Origin of the sequence: Pseudomonas sp. Marseille-P9899 (genome assembly GCF_903166565.1) — a bacterium.
Classification (GTDB): Bacteria; Pseudomonadota; Gammaproteobacteria; order Pseudomonadales; family Pseudomonadaceae; genus Aquipseudomonas; species Aquipseudomonas huaxiensis.
Map to the genome: position 1 here is coordinate 169886 of NZ_CAESCG010000003.1, position 15738 is coordinate 185623.

Consider the following 15738-nt stretch of genomic DNA (forward strand, 5'->3'; position numbering starts at 1 on the left):
CCGATTTGGGGCGATTGCGGTCATCCAAGAGCGGCTTGGCGATGGAGAGCTAGCCGATACTCAAATCTATCGGCTACATCAATCTTCCGAGGCTCCAGATATTGAGCATTTCCTCTCAGGTTTGGAAATACGCATTGGCTGATGACGATCAACTGAGAATGGTCACGGGAGCCATGGATGGCCTGCTGAGGGCTTTCACAAGTGAAGAATACCCAAATGGTTGAGACCACCTCTACAGTGAGTGAACAGCCGCCATCACAAGCGGCTCAGCAGTCAGTCGGCCTCTGTGAAGCCTTCCTGTTCTGGCTCAAACTGGGTTTCATCAGCTTTGGTGGGCCCGCCGGGCAGATTTCGATCATGCACGAGGAATTGGTTGAGCGTCGGCGCTGGATCAGCGAGAAGCGTTTTCTGCACGCGCTGAACTACTGCATGTTGCTGCCTGGCCCTGAGGCTCAACAGCTCGCCACTTACATCGGCTGGCTCATGCACCGCTCCTGGGGCGGAGTGATTGCCGGCGCATTGTTTGTGCTGCCATCACTGTTCATCCTGATCGGCTTGTCTTGGGTCTACGTCGCCTTTGGCGAGGTGCCGGTAGTCGCGGGAATCTTCTATGGCATCAAGCCGGCGGTCACGGCCATTGTCCTCCATGCAGCTCACCGGATTGGCTCGAGAGCCCTGAAGAATGGCTGGCTGTGGGCCATGGCCGGTGCCTCGTTCGTGGCCATCTTCGCCCTCAATGTGCCATTCCCGCTAATCGTGCTGGTCGCCGCCATCATTGGCTACGTGGGTGGTCGCCTCGTCCCAAGCAAATTCGTGATCGGTGGCGGGCATGGGGCCGCGAAGAACAGCTACGGCCCGGCCATTATCGATGACGACACCCCGGCCCCTGAGCATGCCCGTTTCAACTGGGGACATCTGGCACGCCTGCTGCTAGTCGGTGCAGGGCTCTGGGTCCTGCCCACGGGACTGCTGACGCTGTCGTTTGGCTGGGGCGGCACCCTGACGCAGATGAGCTGGTTCTTCACCAAGGCCGCACTGATGACGTTTGGCGGTGCATACGCTGTGCTGCCCTATGTCTACCAAGGCGCTGTCGGGCATTACGGGTGGCTGACGCCAACCCAGATGATTGATGGCCTCGCCTTGGGGGAAAGCACTCCGGGGCCTCTGATCATGGTGGTTGCCTTCGTCGGCTTCGTGGGTGGCTACGTGAATCCGATGTTCGGAGCAGAAAGCCCTTTCCTTGCCGGCGCAGTCGCCGCGAGCCTAGTCACCTGGTTCACCTTCCTGCCATCGTTCCTATTCATTCTCGCCGGTGGCCCACTGATGGAATCGACCCACAACGAGATGAAGTTCACCGCACCGCTGACAGGCATCACCGCCGCTGTGGTGGGTGTGATCCTGAACCTCGCTATGTTCTTCGGCTATCACGTGCTTTGGCCAACGGGCTTCAGCGGGACGTTTGACTGGCCTTCAGCGCTGATCGCGCTTGCAGCTGCAATGGCTTTGTTTCTCTTCAAGCGAGGTGTAATCCAGGTACTGTTCGCCTGTGCAGTGGCTGGCCTAGCAGTTCACATGCTGCGCATATAAGGCCAACGGATATGCCTAGCAGGAATTTTTAGAGGCTGACCCAGCCCTTTCTCAGCGAGCCCTGGCAAGAACTGAAAGGATTTGGAGGGCGGGTTTTCCTCGCCAACGTCTGCTTTGGGTCGAAAGCCGCCGTTCGCAAGTGACCGCTTTCGACCCAGGCTGTGTGAAAACGTTTTAGAGCAAGATTGACAGTCAGAATCGGAGCGAAAGTCGCGTTCCTACGCAAATTTCAGGTCTGCTGACTAACCAAACGCTGGCAGATTTTACGTAGCAACGCAGACTTCAAAACGGTGCATACGTTTTCACACAGCCTGGACCCAAAGCTGACAGGCGCGGAACAATTTCATGGTCAGAAGTTGGCATAGAAAGACACGGATGGAACTTCGGGAGCCGCGATGAACGAAGCGAGTGCGTAGGAATCTACTCGGATATGATGGACGGATGCCAACCGGATAACGTCATGACAGCAAACGAAGATTTGATTAATTGGAATACGCGCTGGCGACTTGCTGGTGGAGTTGTGTCTTGCAGGACATGTCATTCCTGGCAGCCTGAGACTCACCGAGGAAAGGCTTTTGAGCATCTTCCGGGTTGTGGTCATGCGGGGCAGCACAGCACGCCGTGGGATGACCTAGACATGATCTGCCAGAGCTTCAAACACTACAAATGACCTGTTATCCCAATCAATCGTAGTGGCACCGACTGCTTCTGGCCGTTAGCGACGGCCTGACTCCGACCGTCGCCATGCGGCCATTCCCTTATTCGAAGGCTGATGGCTGCGTGTTGCAAAAAAGTTCATGACTTATCCTCCTCGTTGAGTGAGAGCGATGCTGGATAAGTGCGAAGCGGGCTTGCGCTGGTTCCGCGCTGTCATTGCCCGATGGGGTGATAGTATCGATCCTGGATGCGCTCCAGCTCGCCCGAGTGGCGCAGTTGCTCTAGGGCGTGGGCCCAGGAGGCTACCAGTTCGTCGTCACAGTCGCGGCTGAAGGCGATGTACAGCGATGAGCGATAGAGCTCGATGGGAATCTGCCGCAGCGTGCCGGGGGCGATGTTCAACTGGCGGCTGTAGTAAACCACTCCCGCATCGGTGTCGCCTATGATGATGTCGGTGCGCCCGGCTAGCAGCATGCGATAGAGCTGCAGGCTCTCGGTTGCAGTTTTTTCGAGGTTGTTGAAGCCGCGCGACTGTAGAGTCTCGGGTATCAGGCCGGCATGTCTCGTCGTAATTTTTGGGGCGTGAAGTAGCTGCTCCAAGGAATTCACCGGCTGCTGCGTATTGGCTAACTGATAGGGGTGAATGGACTCTTCCACGATCGGTCCGACCCACTTGTATAGCGGTTCGCGCTCTGCCGTGCGGAATAGTGAATACATGATGGTCTTGGGCCGGGTCTTCAATACACGGGCGCTTCGCATACTAGGCAGCACCACCACCTCAAAGTCATCCCCGGTCCGCGCCATTATGGCTCGAACGATCTCCGTGGCCATGCCGGTGAGGTGATTTTTCTGCTGGTAGTTGTACGGCGCCCACTCTTCAGTAACGACCTGATACTGCTCGGCCCTCACGGGAGGGCCAAGTAATAGACAGAGCAGCGCGGCAGTAAGTGTCGAATGTGTCACGTGTTCTACCTGGTGGGCTGTGCGGTGATTAAGGATGGATCTGATCAAAATATAGAAATTAGTATAGACCCGTGACACACGGCAAACGCCGGATGCAGTCCCGTAAATCGCCACCATGGCGATTGATACACACGAACCAGTACGTATGGCATAGGTTTCTCAAGAGCGTTTAGCGGATTGCCTCTTATCGATATCGGTTGGAACATGTTGTGACCGTACGGTTCTGGCCGTTTTCTGCCCTCCACGAACGGCACAGATCGGCCAATTGCTGCCGGTGGCGATAGTCAAAAAACGGCCAGAAGTGTTCATTCCGAGGCGTCTACGAAATTGGCATTTAGGACGACGCGCCAGGCTAGATTTCTATTTAGTTCAGGCGCCCTGAAAATCGCTCTTCAGGCAGTCCGTCGGCGACAATAGCTTCGGCTTTTATGAGCGCCCCATCCGAATTTGTCGGCTTATTCAGTCCTATCAACGCGCTGGTGCTGTACAGCGTTGCATAACCGGGGCCCGCTAATACCGGGCAAGTGGTCTGAACACACGGGGAGTAGATTACGCGATCGACTTTTCCATCGGGCGTATAACGCACCACTCTGCTGCCGCCCCATTCGGCATTCCAGAGAAAGCCTTGAGCATCAATGCACGAACCGTCTGGAGCGCCTTGACCGTCAACTGTCGTGAACACGCGCTGGTTTTCCAGCGAGGGGTAATCGCAGCAGGAAATGCATCCCTGAAGGGAATCGGCGTAGTAGAGGGTAGAACCGTCCGGACTGAAACAGATGCTGTTCGGAATCGCTACTGCGGGAAGGTCGAGCGTTTCTGTTTCGAGCGTTGCCGCGTTGAGTCGATGAAATCTGCCGGTGGTTTGCACATGCTCAGCTGCGTCCATCGTACTGAATACAAAGTTGCCCATGCGGTCGCAGCGGCCGTCATTGATACGGGTTCCGGGGGCACCCGGCGTGGCTGCAATTTTGCTGAAACGACCGGTGGTCAGTTGGTAGTAGCCCAGGCAGGATGCCAACCCCATTAGCAATACGTCTTCGTCTGCCGTGAGGGCAAATGAACCTAGCGACTCGGGCAGTGACCAGCGCTGCACTTCACCGCTTGTGAGATCCAGAGCACGCAACTCACAGCCGGGGATGTCGGTCCAGAACAGACGTTCGGTTCTTTCACACCAGACAGGGCACTCGCCAAGTAGGCTGGTGGTATCGGTTAGGGATTCTCCGATCAAGTCAGCATCGGCATCTGACCTGTGCTGAAATAGCCCTCCGTCCAATTGCCCTCTACAAGCCCGCCATCCCATGAGTCAGATGAGCTTTTCCGATTTCGAGTACGCTGGTAAGCGCAAGCAAACCCGTCGCGAGCGTTTCCTGGCCGAGATGGAGCAGGTGGTTCCATGGAGCGGTTTGGTGGCATTGATCGAGCCGCATTACCCAAAGGCCGGCGGTGGTCGCAAGCCGTATCCACTGGAAACCATGCTGCGTGTTCACCTGCTGCAGAACTGGTTCTCGTTGAGCGATCCAGCCATGGAAGAGGCGCTGTACGAGATCACTTCGATGCGCCAGTTTGCTCGGCTGACGCTCAGCGCTCCTATCCCCGAAGACACGACGATCATGAATTTCCGGCACCTGCTGGAGAAGCACCAACTGGCGTCGGGCATTCTGGAAACCATACCTGCGAGACAAGGGCCTGTCGTTGCGCCAGGGCACCATCGTCGACGCCACCATCATTCACGCGCCCAGTTCGACCAAGAACAAGGAAGGCAAGCGCGATCCTGAAATGCATCAAACGAAGAAGGGCAACCAGTACTATTTCGGCATGAAGGCGCATATCGGTGCCGATGCTGAATCGGGCCTGGTGCATCACGTCCACGGCACAGCGGCGAATGTGGCTGATGTAACGGAGGTCGCTCACCTGCTGCATGGCGACGAAAATGTTGTCTGTGCCGATGCGGGTTATACCGGCGCAGAGAAGCGACCGGAGCATGAAGGGCGGCCGGTGATCTGGCAGATCGCAGCCCGCCGCAGTACCTACAAGCACTTGAGCAAACGCAGCGTGCTCTACAAAGCCAGACGCAAGATCGAGAAGGTCAAAGCGCAGACGCGAGCGAAAGTCGAACATCCATTTCGTGTGATCAAGCGTCAGTTCGGCTATGTGAAAACCCGCTTCCGTGGCTTGGCTAAGAACACGGCGCAACTGACCACGCTGTTTGCCCTATCGAATCTGTGGATGGTGCGCCGGCAATTATTGCCTGCTACGGGAGAGGAGCGCCCGTGAGGGCAGGTAACCAAGGCTTCGCCTTGGTTATCCAATAATCAGCGACTGATAGTCGGGCTTTTCGGCATCCCTGAGCCGCCCATTTCCGGCTGATGAGCAACTTGTTCGGAGTTTCCTTAGGGTTTTAAACATGGTTACGACCTACAAAACAGGATGGGGTAAACAAGGCAATCAGTTGGAGAAAAGTGCTGACCACCTGTCACCGAACAGGGCGATAGCCAGGCCAGCGAGCATCACCATCGCCCCGACCAACTTAATGGGAGACACCGGCCTTTCCAATGCACCCATCAAGCCGAAATGATCGATAACCAGTGACGAAATGATCTGCCCGGCGATAGCGAGGCCGAGCAGGGCTGACAGACCGATCTTTGGGGCAAGCACCACATAGCTAAGCAGCGCACCGGCACCCAGCAAACCGCCCAGCAGGTTCCATAAGGGTTGGGTAGGGATAGCCGCCAGTGAGGCCACTATCCCGCCTCGCATTAATGAGAAGATGCCCAGGCATACCGCGCCGGCAGTGAAAGAGAACAGCGCTGCCGCTACGGAATCTCCACCTACACCTTTAGAGAGTTGGCCATTCAGCGTGGTCTGCAGAGTGATGCCAAGCCCAGCACAGACGGCCAGCAGGTAGTAGGCTACGTTCATCTCGCGCCTCCTTATTTGTCTGACTCAAGCGGCAGGAATGTCTCGGCAAACATATCCTGCTGATAGCCTGCAGCAGCAAACAGATGCTCACGGGACTCGTCGATCGCCGCACGCAGCCTTTCGCTGTCCACGCCCAGCACTTTGCCGCCGCGTTTGACGATACGCCCACCAATCATGACCGTGTCTACATTGCTGCGTTCGGCCGCATGTACAACGGTGCCAAAGGCGTTGCCTGACGGGTAAAGGTTGATGTCCTGCGCGTTGATCAGGATCAGATCCGCCTGTTTGCCTGGAACCAAGCTCCCGACTTTGTCCTGCAGGCCAGCGCAGGTGGCGCCGTCTAGCGTGGCGGCTTTGAGCAGGCCGTGGGCGGGCAGGGTCACTACTGGATTATGATCTTCACCGCAGCAGCGCTGCTGGTGCATGCCCATGACGCGTTGCAGGTAGAACGCCACCTGCATCTCCATGAACATGTCGCCGCTGTAGGAGGTTTCATTATCAACGCTCAGCCCCGGACTGATGCCGTGACGCTTGGCCGACCGCATGGCGAACATTCCATCTTCAATGCCGTAGTGAGCATCTGAACGCGGGCATACGTTGACTCTCACGCCAGCCTCGCGAAGGATCTTCCAGCCGGCGTCCGGCAGCGCCGTGCAGTGGTTGAAGATGTTGTCGGACCGCAGCAGGCCTTCGCGATGCAAACCTTCCAACTCAGCAGCCATGTCCCCGCCAAAAAACTCGGTGATGATCGGCAGCCCCAGGCGTCTGGCCTCAGCCCACAGCTCAGGTTCCAGCTGCGCCATCACCGCCAGCGAGAGCAGCGGGTTGTCACCGTTCTTGATGTATTTTTCCTGCAGGCGCTCTAGGTTGCCCGGCCAGTGGGCTTTGTCCCACTCACCCGCAACCGGCGCCCCCGAGGCATGTACGGCGCGTATACCAGCATCAAGCAGCGCCTCGACCGCAGCGTCGGAGTGAGCGCCGGTGCGGCTGTTGTGCGAGTTGTCCACCAAGGTCGTGATACCGGCATCAATGCAGCCCAATGCACTCAGCAGGTTGCCGATGTACATGTCCGCCGGACGATAGTGTTTGGCGAACGAAAAGTGGGTGGCGTTGCAGTAGTCCTCCAGGGTTGCGGCGTTCGGATTGATTCGCCGTAGTTGCCCTTCCCAGGAGTGGCGGTGCGTATCGACCATGCCCGGCATGGCGATCATGCCAGATGCCTCGATCACAACAGCATCGCCGGCTTCGATATGTTCACCGATGGCCGCGATGGTGCTGCCTTCGATAAGGATATCGCCACGCACCAGATTGCCGACGTCGCCGTCCATGCTCAGCACAGTGGCGCTGCGGATAAGTGTGCGGGCGGCCTGAGCGGCCGGGGCCTGCACGATGCTGCGGTTGTATTCCGCCATATCAGTACACCTCTTCAAATTTCGTTGGAAGAAATGTACGTAAGGCGATACTGCCAGAAAAAGATGGGTAAACTGTTTTTATTATTCAGTATTGGCGAATAATAACGCCGTTCCCGATCACTGTTTTGAGGCTGCTAACCGCCATGGATCGTATTCAAGCGATGCAGGTTTTCGTCCGCGTGGCTGAGGCAGGAAGCTTTATTCAAGCGGCGCAGACGCTCTCTCTACCGGCCTCGACGGTCACCAGCAGCGTCAAAAATCTTGAGAAGTACCTGCAGGTGCGACTACTCAACCGAACAACGCGGCGGGTCAGCCTTACGCCGGAGGGCGCAAGGTATCTGACGCAATGCCGGGAAATATTGGAGCTGATCGAACACACGGAGACCAGCCTGACGGACTCCATAAAACGGCCGCAGGGGCGTCTGCGTGTCGATATGCCGGGGGGTATTGCCCACTTCATTGTCATGCCGAATCTGTACGCCTTTTACCGGCGCTACCCGGATATCTACCTGATGATAGGTGTGAATGATCGACCTGTTGATCTGATTCAGGAGGGCGTCGATTGCGTGATTCGTACGGGCGAGCTCCATGATTCGACGCTCGTTGCGCGTCCACTCGGCCGGTTTCGCTGGGTGACCTGTGCGTCTGCCGCCTATCTCGAAGAGAACGGTACTCCGCAAACACCACACGACCTATCGCACCACCGGGCCATCCACTACTTTTCGGGCAGCGCTAGGCAAGCTGGTGAAATGCGCTTCGCACGCGCTACTGAAAAGATCTCAGTCCCGATAAACGGTACAGCCGCCGTCAACGAGACTGGGCTCTACATCAAAATGTGCCTTGATGGTTTCGGGTTGATTCAGCTCGCTGAGAACGTGGTGAGCGAGCACCTGCAGCAAGGACGGCTGATCGAAGTGCTTGCTGATTGGCAACCGGATCCGGTGCCCGTGAACCTGCTGTACCCGCATCAGCGATTTCTTTCGCCCGCTGTGAGCTCGTTCGCCGATTGGATAGCTGGGCTGATCCGAGACGAGTAATTGACACTTGCTAGCAGGGGAAATCTCATCTGCCATTTGAAAAAGCGTTAGCCCCCGACTCTTCTTCATACCCCATAACTGAGGCCTCCTAAGCGTCTGCTTTTGGCCGAAAGCAGCCTCTGGGGGACGTCCGCAATGGGGCGGCAGCGGTCATGTTCGACTATGCGGTCCGTGGTGAGCTGCTCATTGCATACCACGACCGCGTTCCCTTCGCAAAAGCAGAACGCTGGTCGCCAATTCGCGTCCCGTTCGACTCTTGACGCTGCCCGAACTGTCCCGCCACGCTGGGGGGCAAGACGCTCCAAGGCACGGTGCCGCGCGACATCGATAGCGACCTCGCCCTGGAGGAAAGCTGCACTTCGGGATTGAGCGTTCTCCTGTCGTCGCTACAGGATGGGCCAGCCGGATCTTCATAGACTTCACCCTGAACCGGCTCAGCGCCGAAGCCGAACAGCAATTGCTGGCCGAGATGTTCCGAGCACTCAGCCTGACCGGCTGCTCTATCTGCGGTGTAATAGTGAGTGACGAACCATTGGAGTCCCTGCACAACGTCGGCTCAGATCACTTGGGGGCGTTGGATGTGCTGGAAGAGAACCGCAGGGTTGAGGTTGACGGGACGCGCGCTGGTAGGTCAGCAAGGCGACGGGACCGGCCAGGCCTTGGCGACGCTGATCGGCGTCACCCGTACCGCGCGCAACAGCGTAAATGAGGCAGTGGAATACCTGAGCAGGGTGGTGCCGCCCGATGTCTATCGGAATGGAGATTCGTGTCGCTAGATCAGAGAATACAGAAGCGATCCAGGCCATCTAACTGCCTATCGCGCTCCATCCGGCCAATCGAAGTGTGGAGCAAATGCGTCAGCGGATCGCCACGACGCTGCAAACCTTCCCCTATCTGGTAGCCGTACGGGAAGGGTGGGTAGTCGGTATATGCCTATGCCAGTCAGCACAGGGCGCATGCGGCGTACCGCAGGGCGGTGGGTATGACGGTCTATGTCGCCGAGGGCCAACGCCGCAGTAGGGTTGGTCAGCAGCTCTATGACGTGCTGCTGACGGTTCTGAAGCGTTCGGGGTATCACTGCATTGCTTTGTCGAATGAAGGCAGTGTCGGGCTATACGAGCGACTGGGTTTCCAGCACATCGGGACGTTTCCCTAGGTCGGGTTCAAGCCCGATACCTGGTATGGCGTAGCGCACTAGATTTGATCTGGGGGCGACGGCCTTCGTCCCGATGATCTCGCGCGTTTTCGAGCAATCTGCTGAAACGCGGGGTCATGCTTGCGGCGGGCGAATTTAGAGCGCTTCAAATTTCGCTTTCTGTTGGGCCATTTCCGCAATGGCTTGATGGACACGGTTCTCGATGATCTCTATCAGTTCGAGGTGCTTGGGAAATTCCTGCTTGAGCCAGGTGCTGCAGACGAAGTAATGATCGAGGTGTATCGCAAGAGGTTGCCGGTCACCCTGAGCGCATAGCATCACATTGAATTCTGTCTCGTCTCCTGCCATGGCGGCGGGCACGAAAATGGTCCCCTTGTCGCTGAAACCGCACGAGCGGCGCCATTCAGGGATGCGTTTCTTCTCGGGGTTATCTGCGGCAAACCAGGTGATTCTTTCCATTAAATCGACCTCATAGATGAGCAATGCGAAATGTGCGTCGTGTCTGATGCGGGTGTTTGGTTCAGCCCGAATGGAGGTCCGCTAGAAGCGTTGGGTCGTTACCTGGCTCGGGCGTTGGTAGGGCAGGCAACTGGTTTGTTATCAGCCGCAGGATGACTCACCGGCCACTGGCGAACTTGGCAACTACCAGGTGACGCTAGAGGCTTGCATCGACCAACAGCTCGGACGGTTTGCATTCCACTGCAACGGCGATGCGCAAGATATTCAGGAAGGTGACATTCCTTTCCCCCCTCTCGATCTTCCCCATGTGAGAACGATCCACGCCTGCCGCATCGGCTAGTGCTTCCTGAGAAAGCGCGAGCGCCAGGCGGCGGGCCCGAATTGCTGCACCGAGCTTTTTCAGACTGCCGTCGTTGTCGAGGGTTGCGGAGATTCTTGCCATGGAAAGAATCGTCCCGTTATGATGCCTATACGGCCACGGTATTTACGACCCATTTTTTGAGTTTGGCTTGTTGGGCCCAGTTCGCGGTTAACCGTCATACGACAAGAGAGAGCATCCATGGATGGGGCGCGGAGAGGCGTGCTGCTTGAGCAGGAGGGCAGGCGGGCTGGGGAGAGGAAGCATCTCCAATCCAGGTTTGGCATCAGACGTTTCTGGTTCGGTTGGCTCAGCGTGAGATTTGATGGCGGCCCGGTCTACTTCGACATGGTTGAATCACTTCAACAGGCAATTGCTGATTTCGGATATCTCGTGAGGTGTGGCGAGCAGTTGAGTGCCGAGGAGTGGCTCCACCGAATCAATACACTCGGTCTCCGTATTACGCCAGCGCAATTGACGGCGATCGAAACGCTCATGCGGAATCACTAAAGCTGCAGTAGCTTGCTTCAATAGGGGGAGGGTGGTGAGCTGTCGTCTTTGAATGACAGGCTCACCACCGCTGTGCGGTAGCATTAATCTGGCTGCAACTGTCTAAGTTTTGCCGAAGTAGCCTTCTAGCCATTTTTCGTGCTCTTCCTCCAGAGCAAGCGTTTCCGGCGTTGGCAAATGGTGTACCACACCCCTGCTCCTGTTTACCGCTTTACCGTGCCGCGAGCTGCACGTGTTTGATCTTGTCTGTGAGCCTTGTTTCCCGTGGCCTGGAGCGAGTTCCTTGTCTGGCAGAGATGTCCGGAAATTGTCTGCCTTTTGGCTGAAGCCTGTCAGGCTGTTGTCTGCCAGAAAGGCCCTCTCTATCTCCTCAGCAGTTACTGAGAGGGGGCGCAATGTCTTTTTATCGAGGCGTTCGGAGCCACTGTCGCTACCGTCGGCGATGAACAGAATTCCCTTCAGGTTGCCCATGTAGTCGTGGAATGAGGATAAGCGAGCAGGGAACTTCAGGCCGGAGCGCTCCCAGAATTTGTGAAAGCCCCACCGCTGGTTGTTAATTCGAAATTGGCCAGCGGGTAACCTCCCTCCTTTCTTGCCTGCTACCGTGTTTCTTGAACGAGATAAATCAGCATTGTAAATCGCATAGGCGTGGGTCCTTTTTACCACGGAGCGAAAATGAAGGGTTACGCCCCCAGATTTTTTCGTTCCATAAAAGTCAGCTCCATAATCATAATACTGGTATGAGTCTATCCCTAGGCCAGAAAGGATATCTTTTATAATCGCGTCTGAATGTTCACTCAGCCATTCTTGTGGTACTACCTTCTTGCTCTTCGGGCGAATAGCTAGTCGTCCTAAGTCGATACTAACTTCGTCACCTTTTTTAAGTAGTCGAATGAGCATGTTTGCTATTGAGCTGATGTAATTATTGATGAGGTGCAGGAAAAGTCGATTCGCGCAGCGCTTATGCTCACCTCGGAGAAGTGCACAAGCGCCACGGTGAAAGCCCGCCGAGAAAAGTCGGCTTGACTCAGAGGGACTTCCCGGTGTGGTCGGCAGTGCGGCGAGCCATGAACTCGGCCAGCCCGCTCAGTCGGTAGCGCACCAAGCGACCGACTTTGAGGAAGGGGAGGTTATAGCGACCGGTAGAGCGCCAGACGGAGAGAGTGCTGACCTTCACGCCCAGGATCTGGGCTGCTTGCTTGTCGTCTACATGGACGGGAGGGGTCTTGGGATCGTAGCCAAGTTGCGCGGCAATTTCGGTCTTGATTGCCTCGATTTGATTGGTGCTTGTGTCTTGCATGGAGAAGCCCTGTGCGGAATTAAGCTTGGCAGGACTACATGGTGTCCTGCAGGTTTTGACCGGTCAGGGCTAGTCTCCGGTAAGCGAATCGGTATGTCGTTACACTGATGGCGCTTGGTGTTCTATAAATTTTTTGACCCATTTCACGACCGTCTGCGGGCGGTTCAGTTGCTCAAATACTGTACACACCTCCTCAGCAAATTTTACGGGAGCTTTCTTGTCATTTAGATTGAATTCTCCACTCGTGATCCGCTGTGCCAGCATCCGTTCTACCGTTTCGCGATTTATGTGATTTTGGGCGGGACGAGGCCCTTTGCTGGCTGAGCTAGCTTGCCTAGATTGCATTTCCTTGTAGGCGTGTGTGCGAACCGCATTCGCGTTCTCGATAAACCTTGGGGGCAAATACTTACCTAACTCTTCGGGGCGAGTTGTTTCGGCAAGCGCCGTAGGTTTTCGTATCTCGTGAAAAGATTTTTGCTCAAGGCGTTCGAAGAGTTGCATAACGAGGATCGGCGACAACCCTTCTGATAAATCTAATTCAGAAAAAAGCCGTTCGAATCGCTCTAAAAGCTGCTCGGGAGTTGCGGGAATGTCTGCCCAAAGGAAACCGAGGAATTCCTTCTCCAGTAGCTCGACCGCCGCAAGCTGTCGTTTGAGTTGGGCTTGATGATTGGCGATTTCGATAGTCATTGCGTCTCCATTCATTTGCGATGGTTCTGGTGTAGATCAAGCACCTTGGCGGGCTCCTTCAAACCCGAAGCCTCAAGCATCGCTTGTATTGCGGTGTTGACCGATTGGCGAACTGGGTCCAGGTCTAGGCGAGCATAAATCTGCGTCGCCTGATGGGTCTTGTGGTTGAGGCTTTTGCCAATGATCGCCAGCGAGGCGCCGGTTTTCGCCTGCCAACTGCCAAGCGTGCGGCGCAGATCGTGAATGCGTAGATCGGTCATGTCATACGAAGCCGTATCTATGGCGAGGCTATCTGCCAGTGCCCGGTATTTCCTTTCTGCTTTTGCCGAAGCAGTCAGAAGTTCGAAGTCGGCGGTCTGGCGTTCTTCGCTGCTCAGCTTCTCCTCTTTCTCCAGCAGATCCAGCAAGCGTCTCATGCTGGCACGGCGTAACACGGTTGCCCACGCCTTCTTTGGCTCGACCAGGTGTCCAGTTTTCCCCGTTCCTGGAAAAACAAAACTGGAGCCCTTCTTTTGCGGTTGCCGGTTCTTCAGTGTGGCTACGGCCTGCGGGGAGAGGGTGACGTTTTGCGGGGTTCCGTTTTTGGTCATGCCAAGACGCCAGATGCCCGCGTCGAGGTCGAGATCGCGCCATGCCATCTCCTGCACGTTAGAGCGGCGTGCGCCGGTCAATAGTGACAACAAAAAGAAGTCGCAAAGATCTGACTCTGCGATGGCCTCCATCAGATAAGGAAGCTCGGGGCCCAAGGCAAATCGATCCCGTGATGGAGCGGGGTTCTTTTGGATACGGCTTGCAGGGTTGCTGCCGGTGAACAGTTCGAGGTCTGCTGCGAAGTTGTAGACCGACGATACGACGATGATCGCGCGATCAGCTTGAGCGGGGCTTTTCTTCGTCGTCCTGGAGTGAATCGTCTTGATCTCGGACCGTGTTATCTGCGACAGCTTGCTGCTATGGATTGGCGCCAGATACATGTTCACCACATCCGTATAGTCGCGCTTGGTGCGTTCACTAAGCGGGGAGCCGTCGCGCTTTTTCTTTTCAGACAGGTACTGCTGGAACACGTCGAGGAAAGTGGGCTCCTCTCGGATCGCTCGACGGACTGCTGCTGGATTGGCCCCAGTGGCGAATTCGCTGAGCACCTTCTGTGCATTGGTACGAGCCTGCTCGACCGTCATCTCGGGGAAGGATCCGAGTTTGATCCACTCCATGGCGCCGGCAACCCGCTTGATCACATAGAAGGTACGGCTGCCTGCAGCGGTAATGCGAAGTACCAACTTGGGTATCTCTGTGTCGTAGACGTTCAAGCGGTTAATGGCTGGCGGCTCGATGGCCATCAGGGCGGTCTTGGTGAACTTCAGCTTCATCGTGGCTTCAACCTGAATCGCTGGCTAGCACTGGGCTAGCGCGGGCTATCAAAAATGGTCCATCTCGGTGATGGTTCGTTAAGCCAAGACTAAGCTGAAAGCCCCATTCTGCATAGGTCTGTAAGGGGTGATGAAAATTGGTAAAGCATACGAGCATCTAACTCGTAACGCGAAGGTCGCAGGTTCGATTCCTGTCTCCGGCACCATGATTTCTTCCGGGATGTTTCAGCAAGTTCTGGAAGCTCCAATGAAACCGCCCTTGTGGCGGTTTTCGTTTATCTGGTCACTATCGAAGTCGAAGTCCTGGCACTGTCGGATTACGCGGCCTTCAGCATCGAATAGATCTCACCCAGTATGGGGTGAGGATCAATTCCAAGGCTTCTGGTTATCTCGAGAAATTCGATGACGTCCAGTCTTCGCTCACCTCGCTCAAATTTTGAGACATAGGACTGGGGTCGCTCCAGCGTCTCTGAGAGTTCTCGTTGAGTCAGTCCTGCAGCCTTGCGCGCCTCGATAAGCAATACCAGCAGGTGTTGGTAGGACGCTGTGTGGATGGTTTTCATTTTTGGGTCGCCGGTTGAATAGCCGACTCACCTAATAAACCTGAAATAGGTTTATCCCAAAATGGGTTTTTGTTAGGCTTCGATTTCATTCCAAGGAACAGGTTGAAGCTCGCCATGAATTCCCAAGCCAATAGCCGCTCGCCAACCCTCATCACCACTGGTACGGCGACCTTCGGCCATCCCACCGGCACAACCGATCCGCTCTTCCGCACCAATCCCGCGATTCCCTGCGAGGAAGCCTTGTCACATGCATCGGTGCTGATGGATTGCATCAACCGGCTCACGTTGATCGGTGGGGCGGATGACGACAGTGGGGCCGTGGTCTGGGCGGCGCATTATCTGGGGGGAGAGGTGAAGGCGATCATCGATGACGTGGCGGCAAGTATTCGGAGCTGACCCCTAAGCAACCCTGAACTGCTGAAGCGCAGCCATCATGCCGACCAACGCGACGGCCAGGCCGATGATCGCGGTGATATCAGCCTGCCGGGTATCACGGAGCCAGGAGCCTTTCAGTGGATACCGTCCGAGCGTGATGAGTTTCACGACGGGCCAGCCGAGGGGGTAGAACAAGGCCCGGAGAACAGGGGCAATGAGTTCGAAGAACAGGGATGAAAAGAAATCGAGCATGTAGGTGCTTTCCATGGCTGATGTCGAAACGATATCTCAACCATCACCGACAAACCACGCATTGAGTGCATGGTTATTCGGTCGAATAGGCGGCAATTCAAAACCATCCATTCGGTCAGGTTTGTAATATTCAGAC

The 15738-nt window shown here is 56.0% G+C and carries 16 protein-coding genes and 1 pseudogene; 5 read left to right on the forward strand and 12 right to left on the reverse strand.

Annotation, left to right across the window (positions count from 1 at the left end):
- Window positions 1-216: 216 nt before the first annotated feature.
- A complete protein-coding gene (chrA, locus tag HWV67_RS16660; protein ID WP_110969624.1) occupies window positions 217-1587 on the forward strand; it encodes a chromate efflux transporter in 1371 nt (456 codons plus the stop codon).
- Between the two features lie 870 nt (window positions 1588-2457).
- Here chrA and HWV67_RS16665 read toward each other — a convergent pair.
- Together HWV67_RS16665 and HWV67_RS16670 are read right to left on the reverse strand one after the other, a co-directional pair.
- A complete protein-coding gene (locus tag HWV67_RS16665) occupies window positions 2458-3207 on the reverse strand; it encodes a substrate-binding periplasmic protein (protein ID WP_110969625.1) in 750 nt (249 codons plus the stop codon).
- A gap of 364 nt (window positions 3208-3571) precedes the next feature.
- Window positions 3572-4435, reverse strand: a complete 864-nt coding sequence (locus tag HWV67_RS16670) for an SMP-30/gluconolactonase/LRE family protein (RefSeq protein WP_256680141.1) — start codon at window positions 4433-4435, stop codon at window positions 3572-3574.
- A gap of 70 nt (window positions 4436-4505) precedes the next feature.
- Here HWV67_RS16670 and HWV67_RS16675 point away from each other — a divergent pair.
- Window positions 4506-5481 (forward strand): annotated as a pseudogene (locus HWV67_RS16675) (IS5 family transposase).
- A 171-nt stretch (window positions 5482-5652) separates the two neighbouring features.
- Here HWV67_RS16675 and HWV67_RS16680 read toward each other — a convergent pair.
- Both HWV67_RS16680 and HWV67_RS16685 read right to left on the reverse strand, forming a co-directional pair.
- Window positions 5653-6126 (reverse strand): DMT family transporter, encoded by a 474-nt coding sequence (locus HWV67_RS16680; RefSeq protein ID WP_110969626.1) that lies wholly within the window; start codon window positions 6124-6126, stop codon window positions 5653-5655.
- 11 nt (window positions 6127-6137) lie between these two features.
- Window positions 6138-7538: an amidohydrolase family protein gene (locus HWV67_RS16685; RefSeq protein ID WP_175652047.1), complete on the reverse strand. Its 1401-nt coding sequence runs from the start codon at window positions 7536-7538 to the stop codon at window positions 6138-6140.
- Window positions 7539-7681: 143 nt separating this feature from the next.
- Between HWV67_RS16685 and HWV67_RS16690 the strand changes: the two genes are divergently transcribed.
- Window positions 7682-8575: a LysR family transcriptional regulator gene (locus HWV67_RS16690; RefSeq protein ID WP_175652048.1), complete on the forward strand. Its 894-nt coding sequence runs from the start codon at window positions 7682-7684 to the stop codon at window positions 8573-8575.
- A 982-nt stretch (window positions 8576-9557) separates the two neighbouring features.
- On the forward strand, window positions 9558-9731 hold the full coding sequence (locus tag HWV67_RS31765) for a GNAT family N-acetyltransferase (RefSeq protein WP_256680142.1): 174 nt from the start codon (window positions 9558-9560) through the stop codon (window positions 9729-9731).
- A gap of 135 nt (window positions 9732-9866) precedes the next feature.
- On the opposite strand, the gene HWV67_RS16700 is transcribed toward HWV67_RS31765, so the two are convergent.
- The 7 genes from HWV67_RS16700 to HWV67_RS16730 form a co-directional block, all read right to left on the reverse strand.
- Window positions 9867-10190: a hypothetical protein gene (locus HWV67_RS16700; RefSeq protein ID WP_075806311.1), complete on the reverse strand. Its 324-nt coding sequence runs from the start codon at window positions 10188-10190 to the stop codon at window positions 9867-9869.
- 196 nt (window positions 10191-10386) lie between these two features.
- The gene (locus tag HWV67_RS16705; RefSeq protein WP_009402735.1) at window positions 10387-10632 is read right to left on the reverse strand and encodes a helix-turn-helix domain-containing protein; all 246 of its coding nucleotides are present in this window, start codon (window positions 10630-10632) and stop codon (window positions 10387-10389) included.
- Window positions 10633-11160: 528 nt separating this feature from the next.
- Window positions 11161-11958 carry a hypothetical protein gene (locus HWV67_RS16710; protein ID WP_175652049.1) on the reverse strand — a complete coding sequence of 266 codons (798 nt, stop codon included), beginning with the start codon at window positions 11956-11958 and terminating at the stop codon, window positions 11161-11163.
- A gap of 127 nt (window positions 11959-12085) precedes the next feature.
- Window positions 12086-12358: a helix-turn-helix domain-containing protein gene (locus tag HWV67_RS16715; protein ID WP_110969631.1), complete on the reverse strand. Its 273-nt coding sequence runs from the start codon at window positions 12356-12358 to the stop codon at window positions 12086-12088.
- Window positions 12359-12457: 99 nt separating this feature from the next.
- The gene (locus HWV67_RS16720; RefSeq protein WP_110969632.1) at window positions 12458-13048 is read right to left on the reverse strand and encodes a hypothetical protein; all 591 of its coding nucleotides are present in this window, start codon (window positions 13046-13048) and stop codon (window positions 12458-12460) included.
- 11 nt (window positions 13049-13059) lie between these two features.
- The gene (locus HWV67_RS16725) at window positions 13060-14412 is read right to left on the reverse strand and encodes a tyrosine-type recombinase/integrase (RefSeq protein ID WP_175652050.1); all 1353 of its coding nucleotides are present in this window, start codon (window positions 14410-14412) and stop codon (window positions 13060-13062) included.
- A 317-nt stretch (window positions 14413-14729) separates the two neighbouring features.
- Window positions 14730-14975 carry a helix-turn-helix domain-containing protein gene (locus HWV67_RS16730; protein WP_175652051.1) on the reverse strand — a complete coding sequence of 82 codons (246 nt, stop codon included), beginning with the start codon at window positions 14973-14975 and terminating at the stop codon, window positions 14730-14732.
- 114 nt (window positions 14976-15089) lie between these two features.
- Here HWV67_RS16730 and HWV67_RS16735 point away from each other — a divergent pair, with 114 nt between their 5' ends.
- Complete coding sequence (locus HWV67_RS16735; protein WP_175652052.1) at window positions 15090-15371, forward strand: DUF3077 domain-containing protein; 282 nt, start codon at window positions 15090-15092, stop codon at window positions 15369-15371.
- 3 nt (window positions 15372-15374) lie between these two features.
- Here HWV67_RS16735 and HWV67_RS16740 read toward each other — a convergent pair whose 3' ends face one another.
- Window positions 15375-15617: a hypothetical protein gene (locus HWV67_RS16740; RefSeq protein WP_306167783.1), complete on the reverse strand. Its 243-nt coding sequence runs from the start codon at window positions 15615-15617 to the stop codon at window positions 15375-15377.
- Between the last annotated feature and the right edge of the window lie 121 nt (window positions 15618-15738).

Excerpts from the sequence above, each read along its gene's own strand:
- chrA (WP_110969624.1), top strand. The coding sequence starts at position 217 with ATGGTTGAGACCACCTCTACAGTGAGTGAACAGCCGCCATCACAAGCG.
- HWV67_RS16680 (WP_110969626.1), bottom strand. The coding sequence starts at position 6,126 with ATGAACGTAGCCTACTACCTGCTGGCCGTCTGTGCTGGGCTTGGCATC.
- HWV67_RS16685 (WP_175652047.1), bottom strand. The coding sequence starts at position 7,538 with ATGGCGGAATACAACCGCAGCATCGTGCAGGCCCCGGCCGCTCAGGCC.
- HWV67_RS16690 (WP_175652048.1), top strand. The coding sequence starts at position 7,682 with ATGGATCGTATTCAAGCGATGCAGGTTTTCGTCCGCGTGGCTGAGGCA.
- HWV67_RS31765 (WP_256680142.1), top strand. The coding sequence starts at position 9,558 with ATGACGGTCTATGTCGCCGAGGGCCAACGCCGCAGTAGGGTTGGTCAG.
- HWV67_RS16700 (WP_075806311.1), bottom strand. The coding sequence starts at position 10,190 with ATGGAAAGAATCACCTGGTTTGCCGCAGATAACCCCGAGAAGAAACGC.
- HWV67_RS16705 (WP_009402735.1), bottom strand. The coding sequence starts at position 10,632 with ATGGCAAGAATCTCCGCAACCCTCGACAACGACGGCAGTCTGAAAAAG.
- HWV67_RS16710 (WP_175652049.1), bottom strand. The coding sequence starts at position 11,958 with ATGCTCATTCGACTACTTAAAAAAGGTGACGAAGTTAGTATCGACTTA.
- HWV67_RS16715 (WP_110969631.1), bottom strand. The coding sequence starts at position 12,358 with ATGCAAGACACAAGCACCAATCAAATCGAGGCAATCAAGACCGAAATT.
- HWV67_RS16720 (WP_110969632.1), bottom strand. The coding sequence starts at position 13,048 with ATGACTATCGAAATCGCCAATCATCAAGCCCAACTCAAACGACAGCTT.
- HWV67_RS16725 (WP_175652050.1), bottom strand. The coding sequence starts at position 14,412 with ATGAAGCTGAAGTTCACCAAGACCGCCCTGATGGCCATCGAGCCGCCA.
- HWV67_RS16730 (WP_175652051.1), bottom strand. The coding sequence starts at position 14,975 with ATGAAAACCATCCACACAGCGTCCTACCAACACCTGCTGGTATTGCTT.
- HWV67_RS16735 (WP_175652052.1), top strand. The coding sequence starts at position 15,090 with ATGAATTCCCAAGCCAATAGCCGCTCGCCAACCCTCATCACCACTGGT.
- HWV67_RS16740 (WP_306167783.1), bottom strand. The coding sequence starts at position 15,617 with ATGGAAAGCACCTACATGCTCGATTTCTTTTCATCCCTGTTCTTCGAA.